This window comes from Hoeflea algicola (assembly GCF_026619415.1).
Classification (GTDB): Bacteria; Pseudomonadota; Alphaproteobacteria; order Rhizobiales; family Rhizobiaceae; genus Hoeflea; species Hoeflea algicola.
The window spans coordinates 4,432,312-4,445,109 of record NZ_JAOVZR010000001.1; the positions used below are offsets into that span (position 1 = coordinate 4,432,312).

The window sequence follows — 12,798 nt, forward strand, 5'->3', positions numbered from 1 at the left end:
GAATTCGGAATCGCCAAGGCTAAATCTGGCAACGCGGGGACTGATTTCCGAAACGGCGAATCTTGGGTCGGACTCGCCGTTTCAGTATTCAGAATCGCAAAGGCCGACTTGGGAATCGCGGGCGCCGAGTTTGGTAACGCGGGAACCGAACTCTGAATCGCAGTTTCAGGGCGCCGCTTTTTTGGAGCCCGTTGCAGTGGCATTCATTTCCTGAGCAAGCAGTGCTCTCACTTCGCCGCCATCAAGGGTCTTTGCTTCTGCAAGGCGGGTTGCCAGTGCTAACAATGCATCGTGATGCCGAGATAACAGTTCGAGAGCCATACTCTCTGAAGCTTCAAGCCGGTCATGAACATGCTGCGCAAGCTGCCGATCCAGTGAGAGCATTGATGGCTGTTCTTCCAATGATCGATAGAGCAACGGCTGAGCCCTGCCGAACCCAACGTTCGTTTCAGCGTCAGTCGCAATCTTTGTCGCTCGCGCAAGATCAGACCTTTCACTTCCACCAGCGCCAACACCAGCTTCGCCAAAGATGAGCTTTTCCGCTGCTTGTCCGGCAAGTGCGCAAGCAATCATCTGATTGAGCCAAGATTGAGTTTGGACAACACCCTGTCGCATTTCGCTTTCGACATAGCCGCCAGACCCATTTCCAACGGTCACAGTAAAGACGGTTGCGATGTCGAACGCAGTCCACGCCAGCGCGTGGCCTGCTTCGTGGACAGCGATGCGCCAGACAAGGTCTGGTGGCATAGCTGCCTGGCCCGCGGTGAGCGCTGCGTGGATGTCGCTGTAAGTGAGCTGCCTTTTTTCACGGCGAGCTTTCTGACGTGCTTCGCGGATCAGACGCTCAATGTCTGCACCTGTGCTACCAGCAGCAGCCAACGCCAAAGGCAGGAGTACCGGGTTCACATCGGGCGCTGCAGCCGAGAGATGAGAATTATCCATTGATGAGCACTCCTTCCTTGCTGTCGTAGAGTTGATCACTGCCGTTACCGGCAATCGTGGTGTTGCTGTGTCCGGGCAAAGTCCCAGCCGGACTGGTACGACCGACCAACCTGCCCATCTCACTGCTGTTCAAGATCGCATTGAGATCGTTACCCAGATGATGGGCAATGATTGTCGCAAGAGCCGCTGTGTCTGGCTGCGGGATTACAATGTGTTTCTCAAGACGGCCTGAACGCAAGAGTGCAGGGTCGATCTTGTCTGGCCTGTTGGTCGCGCCAACGACGATGACGCCTTCGGTTTTTGCGGCACCATCGAGCAATTCGAGCACGCGGTTCACAAGGCTCGACCAGTAATCATCATAAGGCCGGTCACTGCCGCCGCGGTTTCCGATGTTGTCGATTTCATCGATAAACAGGATGCACGGAGCTGTCCGAGTGGCATGTTCGAATGTTGCATTCATCGCAGCCAGAACATCGCCAAGGTTCGACGACTCCAGCCATCTGGCCACCGACGTCGCGACCAGCGGAACCTGAAGCGTGTTGCAGAGTGCCTTTGCGAATGTTGTCTTGCCTGTGCCGGGCGGCCCGGAGAGCAGCAGCCGTGAACTGAGATCAGACCATGCGACTTCCTTATTGCCGAACGCCCCAAGGTCGCCCTTGAGATCAAGCGACCACTGCCGGGCATCGCCATATCCGGCCAAATTTTCAACGAACAGGTGATCCTTTCCGGTGGACGGTTTGGCAGACTGCTTCGCGGTCTGCCCCTTGGCTGGTTCTGACGCGGTCGGTTCTTTGACTGGATCGATGATGTCGAAGCAGCCCGCATATTTCTCGCGCTTCTTTGTTTCCGACCGTGTCATAAGAGTGCCCAATCGGCGCTCCTTGTCTTCGTCCTCTTTGGCTTCGGCCATGGCCCGGTTTTCGGCTTCAAGCGTCAACAGGATTGCGATGATCCTGGTCAGCGATCGTCCAGGGCGGATTGCGATCGCGAGATCATCAATGCCGAGATGACCGGGCTCGAAATCGAGTTCCGTCATGAGGAACCAAGTGCGACTGATCGGGATGTTGTGGCAGATTGCAAGCACATCTGCGATCAGGCTGGCATCAATTCCACCTCCCGAGATCACCATGTCCGCGACAGCGACAAGCCGAGCCGGTAGGGGCTGATCACGCTCGTCGCAAATGATGAGTGGTTTGAACGCCGTGAGAACCCGCTTCGATACGATCGTGCGAAGTTCGTCATCATCATCATACCGCTTTAGCGAAGCGCTCCCGAAACAGCTGAAAGATTTCCGTGGCGTTGTATCCGCAAGTGCTTTGAAGCGGCCAGTCAACGTTGGGCCTTCTGCTATCGGTTCAAGCGACACATGAAACGGCAACGCCGAGCCGTCTTCGAGCAAATAGCCGAAGTGTCTTTCGAAGTCCCTGACTGGGACTTGGACAGCAACAATGGATTTCTTCCGTTTCATGATCGAGAGCAGTCGGTCAATGGCATGCTCATCCTGCTCAAATGCCCTTGAGAGCAGCAGCGCCGCAGCAACTTCCGGAACCTTGGGTGCCGACGCAAAGCCCGCTACAATCGACAGGACATGATCCCGAAGTGCAGCCATATTCCGGAATGGCAGATTGGCCGCCGTACCCTCTCCAGGAATTGGACCACACGATGTGGACGTCAGGTTTGCGGGCGGCTCACTTTCACCGCCAGCTTCAGGCAGCGTGTCGGAATGTCCCGCAGCGTTTCCAGTGGACTCGGTGGATACCTCGATGACAGTTTCGTCAGCGCCATCTTCTTCATCCATGTTGAATGCGTCCTGATCAACAGATTCTAGCTTACGTTTGATCTGCTTCCTTTTTCGCGAAGAAGCTTCCAGAAGCGAGCGGATCAATTTTCGGTCCTTATCGACATCACCGGAAAAGAGTGCGGCCGTTTCCGCCGCGAGATTCCAGACCACCCCATTGTTCTCGCTTTCGGCGAGCGGCTGACTTTCAAGAATGCCGGCGTCAATAGCTCGACCGAAGGCTTCTAGCCGAGCGGCGCGCTGCTGACGTGCAATGAGATATTTGGAGACGCGTTTGCTGATCTTGCTCATCACTTTTCCTCCTCGGCGCATGTGGAAAAGTCTACAATTGTCTGCAGGTTTGCTGGCAGGAACCGCCGATTTCCATCGAGCCAGTCTTTCAGGATCAGACCGGCCGGATGTTTGAAGCGACACAACAGATCAAGCCGGCGCTTCAAATGCTTGGGTAGCTCGGCCTTGCCGGTATCACCTGTTCCAGCACGACGAAGGATTTTGCGAACAAGTCCCGGAGCGATCTCATCGATCAACTCAGGCGTGGGATTTCCCTTATTCGTCAGGATTTCAATTCGCTGGCGATGTCGATGCAGCAGGTCATCTGCCGTGCTTGGATGAAGAGGAGGTCGGAGCTCGGGTGAGGATTTACTCTGCCGCCGCTTGGGCGTGCGCGTGAGAGGCTTTTGAGATTGTACCGAGGTATCGGAAGGATGCTTCCGCTGCGGCTTTGGAAACGCGATGACATTGCTGTTGGTGGTGGGATCGGATTTACGCATGACAGATTTCTCCCTGCGCCAGATCGTTGGGATCGGCGGGTGTCGTGAACAAAAAGTTTGATGTTTGAGTGGAGCCGCGTGCTTGTCAGTGGCGGGTGGGCGCTTGAGCGAAGCCCAACCTGATTAGCTGCGGTTTGCCGCTGGCATCCATGATGTTGGTGTCTTCAAAGGATTTGTCATCCTCATCATCAGCCTCAACGTCATCGAGCTCGACCTCGGGCTGAACTGGGAGAGCTATCGGCAATTGGGAGGACTTTGCGAACGCCTCGCAAGCCTGTTTCCAGTGTTCGTCAACACGAGAGCGAAACTCTGCCTGCAAAGAAGCGATCGCTGCGCCAGCACCTTCAACTTGAACCAGATGGTCCAGCTGCGACAGATGCCAGATACCGCCGTTCAGGTCCGTCTTCCGATTGTCAGCTGTCAGGATGACGACCCTGACTTCTTTGACGTTCAGGCGTCGATGTTCTTTGTAGAGAAAGTCCGGCAACACAAGGCCCGCAGCTTTCATCCGGTTTTGCAAGTCATCAAGTCGCACGCGGTCGTATGTGTAGACACTGCGTTTTGCATCGACGATATGCGCCGTGTTGGTTCGCTGATTGAGAATGACGAAGTCAGGCGTGTAAGTCTTTCGACCGCCCATATCCGCATCGAACGTCAGTGCCCTGAAATTCAGGGCGTCATTCATCTCGACGATTTGCAAGGCCGTCGGCGAAATCGGCAAGCGCAGGTTCTGCGTCAAAACTTTGAGGTCTGGGTTGCACCTCGCAACGGCAGCGATGCCGAGTTCGATGAGTCTGCCTTCAATTGCAGGCAGTGGCCGAAGCACAGCGGCAAGGGCATCAATACCGCCAGATAGTGCTTGCGCAATGGCGTCTACCGACAGCGAGGGATCGACGAGTTCATTGATGAACGCATCGAACTGCAGCTTCAGTTCCAGAGAGTCTGCAGAATACGCATACACGGGTGCGGTGGTTGTCTTAAGTGTGGTCTTTGTCATGGAAACCTCCTGTTGGAGAGCGATGACGGCAGCCGGGCAGACACAGAGGCTCAGATGCGGAAATAATTTCCGCATTCGCTGCTCAAAACGAGCAGCCGAACCGCTGATGTCGGCGAGGAACGGGCGCTATCGCAATGAAGTGAAATGATCAGTGACGAGAGAACGAGATGGGTGACCGTAATGGGTCGCCAGTCCGCGTTTTGCGTTGCCGTGATCGAGCTTCAACAGGAGATGGGTGCGATTGGTCTTCCCCATGAGGGGAGATAACGATAAAGGTCAACATAGCCTTAGGCCTTTCGAGAGAAGGTTGCGGGTCAGGCCTCTGTCGGTGTTGGTAGCACCGGCGGGGGCCGTTAAGTCGCTCTAGAATATGCAATTCTTGCGACGACACACAGATAGTCCGGAGTTGATTGTCCGGCAAGACGAAAAAGAACGTATCCGGAACAGAGCTCCGGAGTGGTTAACAGATGACGCGGGCCTATTAGAAGACAAAGCCAAGAACGGTCACACGACAATCATGTTCTGCGGCTCCCTTGGAAGCTGGCAGCGCTTGAAGCAGTTCTAAGACAGACAGGATTTGCTTATGGTCGCCGCCCCTTAGGTACCTGATAAATGTTTCTGTGATCTGGCTGCCGGTTTGAGACTCCGACCCCACGCTGACAATGCCGATCACGGAAGAGCAGGCGAAGGCGGACGTCCGTTGCACACGCGAGCAGATCAGCCGTACGGTCTGGATTGCCGCCATTCGCTGCATCGCGCCCTATTTACTGATCATGCAACCCGAAGCTGATCTTTATGTGCTACTCAACATGAGATAACCTGACCTTCATTACTGCATCACATTCATTGGAAGGACTGTTGTGACCGAAGAGCAAGATGAACCTCTATCGCCAACGGTTAAGAAGGTCCTTGATGCGTACCTCAATGCGCTCAAGGAAGATAGCGAGATTGATGATGAAGCCGCCGGACGGCTTAATGATCTGCTGCGGAAAGGGAAAGTTCCGAAGCCCGAGAATATTGATGTCGCGCTGTTTCCCGCCCATGATGACAAGGCGGCGTCATGATCCGTATTAAGACAATCAAGATCGAAGAATTTCGCGGTATCAGGGAGTTGTCGCTCGATCTGGAAGGAGACAATTTTGGGGTTTGCGGACCCAACGGCACCGGAAAGAGCGGTGTTGTTGATGCAATCGAGTTTTGCCTGACCGGAAATATTACGCGTCTTTCGGGACAGGGCGCGGGAGAGCTCAACGTCAAGGGTCACGCGCCGCACGTCGATCAGAGGGACAATCCCGATAAGGCCAAGGTGACCATCACAGCGTCAATCCCGGCGCTTGGCAAAGACGTTACGATCAAGCGGAGTGTGAAGTCTCCTCGGGCTGTTTCAATTACGCCCGCTGATCCGGCAGTCAAAACGGCGGTTGAAGAACTGCGGATGCATCCGGAATTTGCACTCTCCCGCAGAGAAATCGCGAAATACATCGTAACGCCGCCAGCTCGTCGCTCTGACGATGTTCAAAATCTTCTGCGCCTTGACCATGTCGGCAAGCTGCGTAGCAGCTTTGTCACTTACGCCAACAAATGCAAAGGCGATGCTGACGAGGCGGAGCGCACGCGCAAGAGGGCAGAAAACGATCTTAGGACAGCGCTTGGCCTCCCTTCGCTAGATCGTAAGGAACTGCTCAAGAAGGCCAATGAACAGCGAAAAATTCTGGGCCTAGCCGAGATACCCGAGCTCCAGCCGGATACGAGTTTCAGCGATGGTCTGGACGACGATGATGACGACAAGTACAAAAAGCCCGGCATTGCCAAGGTAGTTGCACTTGCTGATCTGAAAGCCCTCACCGAGGCGCTTGCGGCCGGTGAACCGGAAAGCCACAAGCAGCCTCAACAAGACGCTTTGGCGGCGCTCAAAAAGCTCAAAGAAGATGAAAAGGCGCTGCTACATGCGCGGCAGCACGGCTTGATATCAATAGGGCTTGAACTCGTTGAGGCCGATGCCTGCCCGCTTTGCGATGAGCCGTGGGATGCCGAAGAGCTTCGGGCGCATCTAACAGAAAAGCTCTTGAGCGCCGAGGCTATGGGCGAACTCCTCGAAACGCTCTTCGGCAATCTTGACGCGATCAGCGCCGAAATCGAAGGACGGATTGCAGCGATAAAAAAGGCCGCTGAATACGCCGATAAGCTGGAACCGAAGGTCGTCCGCGCTGATCTCGATGCCGCGGTTGAGACACTTCAGGCACTTGTCGAAGCGTTGAAGGCGTTCAGCGATGATCCCGCCAAGATCGATGACGTGCTATCGGTTATCAAGACGGACTGGTGGGCATCAAAAACCGAAGAAAATTTGCGTATTGAAGAAGTACAGAAAGGCCTAGCGGCCCTTCCTGAGCATTCGGCGCACAACAAGGCCATCTCGTTCCTGAGCGAGTTGCAGGTGCGCTACGACCAACTTCTGAGAGCAACCAAACAAGCCAAGGCCAAGGCTGCCCGAAACAAGGTCGCACAGAAAGTCCGCAGTCACTACGACACGGCTTCGAATGCGGTGTTAGAGGGCATATATGATGTCGTCGCCAAGGAGTTCACTGACTTCTACAAGGCGATCAATGACGACGAGGGCAAGTTTGTCAGCGAGCTTAAGGCAGAGCCTGCAAAGCTCAGTTTCAATGTGGATTTTTACGGGCGCGGTACCTTTCCGCCGGGGGCGTATCACAGTGAAGGCCACCAGGACGGCATGGGGCTTTGCCTCTACCTCGCACTGATGAAGCACACGCTTGGCGACAAGTTTACATTCGCGGTACTCGATGACGTGTTGATGTCCGTTGATACCGGCCACCGCCGCGAGGTTTGCCGTCTCCTGATAACGAAGTTTCCGAACACGCAGTTCATCCTGACAACGCACGATAAGGTCTGGCTCCAGTATATGCGGACCGAGGGTCTCATCAAAAAAGGCCAGTTTTTCGGCGGATGGAACGTCGATACGGGCCCGCGTATCTGGGACGACACCGACATCTGGACCGAGATCGATGCAACGCTCACCAAGAACGATGTGCCGCGTGCGGCAGCGCTTCTACGCCGCTATCTTGAGTACATCGCGACAGTGCTCGCCGATAACCTACGGGCCAAAGTCGAGTACCGCGGTGATGCTAACTACGATCTCGGTGATCTCTGGCCGCCTGTCACCAATCGCTGGCGCGACCGTCTCAAGCACGGCGTGAAGACCGCCGCGCATTGGGGGCACGATACCGTGAAGGATGAACTCGAAAAGCGATTGGCTGAGGCAGAAGAGCTTATTAAGAAGACTAATGCCGAGCAGTGGGCCATCAATAAATCTGTGCACTTTAATGAATGGGAAAACTTCACCGCCTCTGAATTCAGGGAGGTGGCAGACGCACTCAAGGCGCTGCTCGAACATATCCGTTGTTCGAATCCGAAGTGTGGGGGCTATCCCTATCTTGAACCGCGAAAAGGTACGTCCGAACAACTTCGATGCAGTTGCCTGAATGTCAATGTTAACCTGAAGATGAAGTAGCGGTTGATTGCCAACGGTTGCACTGAACTGGAAATCACATGCGTATCGCTCAGCCCGAAATGGGTAGGGTATGAAAAAAATGGGAATGAGAATTTGGTTAGGTTTGCTTGCCTTGGTTGGGGGTCGTTGATTTGGGAGCCCCGCGACTTACCTATTTTGCATGAATGGCGCGAAGACGGGCCACCCCTGCCGCTTGAATTCGCGCGAAAATCTCATGATGGCCGCATGACGCTTGTTGTATGTAGAAAAGGAACTTTGTGTTCGACACTTTGGAACACTCTGTCATCGACTTCGTTGGAGCAAGCGCGCGAGGCACTTGCCGTGCGCGAAGACCTTCCAAGCAACAGGAATGCTGCATTCTGGACCAGTTCTGGAGCATCTGATCATTACGGTGCGGAGCTTGTTGGGGCTTGGGCGAATAAACATGGTTTCGCTGGCGTCGTATGGACTGGTCTTCCGCCAAAATCACCAATCACGAATCAGAACAACGATCATCCCTCTATTGAGAATGTCATCTCGCACCTCAGCGGTCTCCAGGGACTCTCTGCGAGAAGGGCCGAAGAGTATGTCCGTAGAGCACCAAGACAGATTGCCACCGCGTATAGAAACCGGATTGTCGAAGCGTTTGGTTGGGACGGACCGATTGAACTATAGGAAACTAGCAGGCGCCAAGGTCAGCTTTGGGGAAGCTGCAATGCAGCACCGGCCGTCAAGACAGATGTCTGCAAAGGGGCCGCAACTTGTCAGAATGCTTGTGTGGACGAAGCTGGCGAAGTAGACATTCAGCTTCAACCTTAGCAATGTCACTTCCGGCCCGCTTAGTTTCTTGGGGCTCGTGGTGCCGCCACGAAACTATCGCCCAAAGTCGGCTAAACCGACCGCCTTCGAATTCTCCTCTGAGGTTCACTATTTGACTATCAAGCCCTCCTAATGCTCCAACCGCGTGGAATAATCAGCACGTCGTTTTCACCGACGGCAGCGGGTGCATAGGTCACTTTCAGTAGGCGCTGAGGAACTACTAGCTCACGTGACAGGGTGCCATTCAGTTGCTCGATAACAGTCTTTGAGTGGGATGGTATGCCATCGAGATCATCCCATTCGCTTTCCGAAGCCTGCAACAAATCCTTTCCACCAATAAATATTGCTTCAACGAGGTAACCTGCCTTTATCTTCTTTGTGGAAACAGTCACGTCCAGCTCATGTCCACGACCAGGCAGTTCAATAAAGTCCGCCCCCGCAGCATCGAGCGCGTCCGCAATAAAATCAAAGCTGGCCTTCAGCGCAGGAATTTTTTGAAGGTCGAACACCTCATCAAAGTATTCCCCTTTTATCTTCGAACGGAGGTTCCCTGTGGAGTCAAAGAACACCTCAAACAGCATCCCATCCAGCAAAGCCTTTCGCTTCGAAATTTCGAACTGTGCGGTTCGCGACACAAAGTCTCCGATAAAGACTTCCGCTGCCCCAGATGATCCGCAAGCCGCTTGGTAGATGTTTCGACCTAAGACAAAAAGGTTGTTCACCCCCATTCGCTTAACGCTATCCGCATTAAGCTTCAGCAGCGCGGGGTTCTGGACATACCAGTTATAACTCTTCAGGCCTTCGATGATTTTATGTGAAGGCTTTGATGTATCGAGACCAAAAAGACCGTCAGCTAGAGCGGTTTCATCGTATTCAGAAATTATTTTGTCGATTCCGAGGTTGAAATAGAACTCACCAGCAAGAGACGTGTGTTCCCATGTTGTCTGCTTCCCTTTGGTCGCTCCGGCGACTGTATTCCGCACCCGCTTAAACATTTTCTCGACTGGACAGTCCTTTGTGTCTATGTGCTGGAGTAAGGCTTCTGTATAGGTACCATTGCGGCCGGAACCATCGGCAGCAAGTTCGCCCGGAGACGTCGCAAACCCAATAATCGTTCCTTTTGGAGCATAAACCGACGCCAGGCCCCGCATAGAGATATCCCGGTGCCATGCCCTTTCCCAAGGGTTGTTTCGACATGCGTCCAGTACAATTATCTTGGTGGAGGCTTTCGACTTGGCCATCACTTCGACGACTTTGTCCAGGGAAAGCGAACTGTGTTTTGCATCAATCTCTGAAGAACAGTCCGTATCAATGGCGAGCAGATAGTTGCTGCCATCAATTTGCATCCCATGGCCAGCAAAGAAGAATAGCCCAACTTCATGGGTCTTTAGAAGGGTGGCGAATTCCTTGAGCTTCTTTTCCATGTTTGAGTTTGAGCAATCCGTGCCCAGGATCACCTCGAAATCGTAAGATTTCAGTTTTGCGCTGACGTCCAAAGCGTCGTTGACGGGGTTGTTCAGTTTGTCATTTCCAGGATAATCCGCATTACCCAGGACGAGCGCTGCCATTTTTCTCTTCATCGTTGCTCTCTTTCCAAAAGCTAAAAACCAAAATCAATTTTTTGCGAAATTTCATCATCGGGAAACATGAAGCACCATAAGCAGGCATACGCCAGCGGGATGGAAGCTAGCGGCCGCATTGTTAGCATTGATGCGGTTGGGGCAATCTACATCTAAGGTCCGCTTGCCGCCCCTGTCCGAACCTCAGCGCGGCGCGCATTGAATGGCCGCTTACGGGTGATTGGTCCGCGGTCGCGAACGGCCGAATTGGCGGCGCAATGCGGACATTGATGTACACCGCCTGCGGAGACACTTTCGGTCCTAAGCCGCCGTTTACGATAACAATCTGAAGCTGTGGTGCGGTCCATCAGACAGGATATTCTTACTCAGATATCTCCTCCTTGGAAACACCGCTGTGGATTGCTGCAATACCGGCAAATCCGCGTTGCCAGGCTCTTTAACTTCTCGAAAGAGTGCACGACTGCTGACGATGCTCCAGTCACGGGGAACCTGCTCAATCCAGTCAACGCCATAGTCGTTATAGCTGTCGTATTTAGATTGCCCATCCAGCATCACATTATCTCTTCTCCCAGCAGCCGTTCTGGCGTCCAGATCAGTGCGGCGAGTTTGGAATAGAGCTTGGATCGCTTCTCCATCTCGGTCAGCCCGAACTCATTCAGTGGTTTGAACTCAAGTCCGTATTCTTGCACCGTCTGCCGGAAGCCGGGGTTTTTGTCATAAAATGCCTCGTGCAACGATTGGGCCAAGGCATTGGCCTTGAGGTAATGCGGCAGCTTTTCCGCATAGGTCAGATCGCTCAGGCTGGCATTAATCTTTTTGGGTAGCAGCAAAAGCCCACCGATGTGATTCCGGGTGCGGTCGAAGTCGCCCAGTTGATCAAACACATCAGCTAACCGGTCATAGTGATTGGCCCAGATATGCTCGACCTCATAGGCATTCTTGCCCGACCGTACGATGTAATCTTCGTATTTCCCCGGCACCCCTGATTTCTGTTCCAGCCAATCGGTAAACCGGGCGAGTTGACGGTGGATCGCCTTGGACGTGAACTGATTTAGATGAACCGGTTGGGAGAAGTCGATCTCGGCCATCTCGCGTAGCAAATGGTCGTGAAGGATGGTGCGAACCTTGGCCAACGACTGACCACGGATTTTCTGGATCACCAGAAACACGGCGTAGGACATGGTGGAATAGCTGTTGGATTTGTAGTTCCAGAACCGCAGGTTCAGCCAAGAATCGAGGAAATCAGCAACCACGCCGACCTTGGCGGTTGCGGTGTCTTTATCGTCATCGGGCGTGATAGCAGCGAGTGTGACATGGTGCTGTAGCGTGAAACCTGCATCCGCGACATAGCGGACACTTTCCAATCCATCCTTGCGGGTGCGGGCCGCATCCAACAGTCGCAGATAGAGGGCGGCATAATAGCGGAAGTTCCGCATCACAAATTGGTGGAAGTCGCTGCCTTGGTTCAGCCCCAGATCAGCGGAGTGATTTCTGATCCAGCGATGGTATTCGGTGCCGATCAGGTCGAAGTCTTCGGGCTTGGCGTCCTTTTTCCGTTCCCTGATCTTCTGCGCGTACTGCGACCGCAGCCATGCCTTGAAAAAATCGGAGTCGGATTCTTTGCCGTGCTCCGCAAAGAGCGCCAGATATTTCTTGATGAGTTTATCTGCCTCAAGCCGCTTTTCGGTGTTGTCGATGTTGGCCAGCAGGTAGCCCTTGAGCATGTCAGTCGGGGTCAGAGACAACCCCCTGTCGTTCATGGTCTCAAAGATCGTGTAAGCGTCCTCGTCCGCATAGGCGATGATCTCGATCAGCTTCACCTTCCGCATTAGCCAATAGATAAACAACGGCAGAGCGTCACCTTGGAGTTCCTGAGGAAATAGCTCGTTGAGGTCTTGGTAACGAGCTGTCAAGTTGCGAACCGACTCCGAAGCGTCATCGGTGTTGAACGGCGTGTTATTGAACAACGCCTCCATGCAGTCGTTGCGTTCAGGCACATCCATCTTGAATTTTTTCTCGCCGAAATCATCAGCGTAGATCATGGATTGGATGGACACCATTTTCTCATGGCCCTGCTGGAGGTTATTCAGATAGATCAGCATGATCGACAGGGAAGTCATCCGCTGTTGGCCGTCCACAATGTGCCGGACGTCACCATTTTGGCTGACCACGATTGAACCCAAGAAGTAGTGCCCATAGTGCGCAACTTCCTTGGAAGCATCCCCCGGCTGATAGCTGTCGAGGAAGCGCCCCGTCAGGTCATCAACGAGTTCCTGAAGCTGTTTGCGGCCCCATTTGTACTCCCGCTGGTAATAATCAATTCCATAGCTGCCACCGGACAGTAGTTCTTGAATGGAGCGGTCATAGCCTTTGATTTCCTGCAT

General features: G+C 53.7%; 9 protein-coding genes. 3 read left to right on the plus strand and 6 right to left on the minus strand.

Going from position 1 to position 12,798, the window contains the following annotated elements:
• Nucleotides 1-165: 165 nt before the first annotated feature.
• From OEG84_RS21510 to OEG84_RS21525, 4 genes are all read right to left on the minus strand, one after another.
• Entirely contained in the window at nt 166-942 is a 777-nt protein-coding gene (locus OEG84_RS21510; protein WP_267655645.1) for an ATP-dependent metallopeptidase FtsH/Yme1/Tma family protein, read from the minus strand.
• The gene (locus OEG84_RS21515; protein ID WP_267655646.1) at nt 935-3,031 is read right to left on the minus strand and encodes an ATP-binding protein; all 2,097 of its coding nucleotides are present in this window, start codon (nt 3,029-3,031) and stop codon (nt 935-937) included. Before OEG84_RS21515 ends, OEG84_RS21510 begins: the two co-directional genes overlap by 8 nt.
• The gene (locus tag OEG84_RS21520; protein WP_267655647.1) at nt 3,031-3,510 is read right to left on the minus strand and encodes a hypothetical protein; all 480 of its coding nucleotides are present in this window, start codon (nt 3,508-3,510) and stop codon (nt 3,031-3,033) included. Before OEG84_RS21520 ends, OEG84_RS21515 begins: the two co-directional genes overlap by 1 nt.
• An 85-nt stretch (nt 3,511-3,595) precedes the next feature.
• Nucleotides 3,596-4,507 (minus strand): hypothetical protein, encoded by a 912-nt coding sequence (locus OEG84_RS21525; RefSeq protein WP_267655648.1) that lies wholly within the window; start codon nt 4,505-4,507, stop codon nt 3,596-3,598.
• A gap of 662 nt (nt 4,508-5,169) precedes the next feature.
• Here OEG84_RS21525 and OEG84_RS21530 point away from each other — a divergent pair.
• The 3 genes from OEG84_RS21530 to OEG84_RS21540 are packed head-to-tail and all read left to right on the plus strand — an operon-like array spanning nt 5,170 to nt 8,036.
• A complete protein-coding gene (locus OEG84_RS21530) occupies nt 5,170-5,325 on the plus strand; it encodes a hypothetical protein (RefSeq protein WP_267655649.1) in 156 nt (51 codons plus the stop codon).
• Between the two features lie 42 nt (nt 5,326-5,367).
• Nucleotides 5,368-5,571: a hypothetical protein gene (locus OEG84_RS21535; RefSeq protein ID WP_267655650.1), complete on the plus strand. Its 204-nt coding sequence runs from the start codon at nt 5,368-5,370 to the stop codon at nt 5,569-5,571.
• On the plus strand, nt 5,568-8,036 hold the full coding sequence (locus OEG84_RS21540) for an AAA family ATPase (RefSeq protein ID WP_267655651.1): 2,469 nt from the start codon (nt 5,568-5,570) through the stop codon (nt 8,034-8,036). Before OEG84_RS21535 ends, OEG84_RS21540 begins: the two co-directional genes overlap by 4 nt.
• 917 nt (nt 8,037-8,953) lie before the next feature.
• On the opposite strand, the gene OEG84_RS21545 is transcribed toward OEG84_RS21540, so the two are convergent.
• Both OEG84_RS21545 and OEG84_RS21550 read right to left on the minus strand, forming a co-directional pair.
• Nucleotides 8,954-10,402: a caspase family protein gene (locus tag OEG84_RS21545; RefSeq protein ID WP_267655652.1), complete on the minus strand. Its 1,449-nt coding sequence runs from the start codon at nt 10,400-10,402 to the stop codon at nt 8,954-8,956.
• Between the two features lie 563 nt (nt 10,403-10,965).
• The gene (locus OEG84_RS21550) at nt 10,966-12,798 is read right to left on the minus strand and encodes a DUF262 domain-containing protein (RefSeq protein WP_267655653.1); all 1,833 of its coding nucleotides are present in this window, start codon (nt 12,796-12,798) and stop codon (nt 10,966-10,968) included.

Excerpts from the sequence above, each read along its gene's own strand:
- OEG84_RS21510 (WP_267655645.1), bottom strand. The coding sequence starts at position 942 with ATGGATAATTCTCATCTCTCGGCTGCAGCGCCCGATGTGAACCCGGTA.
- OEG84_RS21515 (WP_267655646.1), bottom strand. The coding sequence starts at position 3,031 with ATGAGCAAGATCAGCAAACGCGTCTCCAAATATCTCATTGCACGTCAG.
- OEG84_RS21520 (WP_267655647.1), bottom strand. The coding sequence starts at position 3,510 with ATGCGTAAATCCGATCCCACCACCAACAGCAATGTCATCGCGTTTCCA.
- OEG84_RS21525 (WP_267655648.1), bottom strand. The coding sequence starts at position 4,507 with ATGACAAAGACCACACTTAAGACAACCACCGCACCCGTGTATGCGTAT.
- OEG84_RS21530 (WP_267655649.1), top strand. The coding sequence starts at position 5,170 with ATGCCGATCACGGAAGAGCAGGCGAAGGCGGACGTCCGTTGCACACGC.
- OEG84_RS21540 (WP_267655651.1), top strand. The coding sequence starts at position 5,568 with ATGATCCGTATTAAGACAATCAAGATCGAAGAATTTCGCGGTATCAGG.
- OEG84_RS21545 (WP_267655652.1), bottom strand. The coding sequence starts at position 10,402 with ATGGCAGCGCTCGTCCTGGGTAATGCGGATTATCCTGGAAATGACAAA.
- OEG84_RS21550 (WP_267655653.1), bottom strand. The coding sequence starts at position 12,798 with ATGCAGGAAATCAAAGGCTATGACCGCTCCATTCAAGAACTACTGTCC.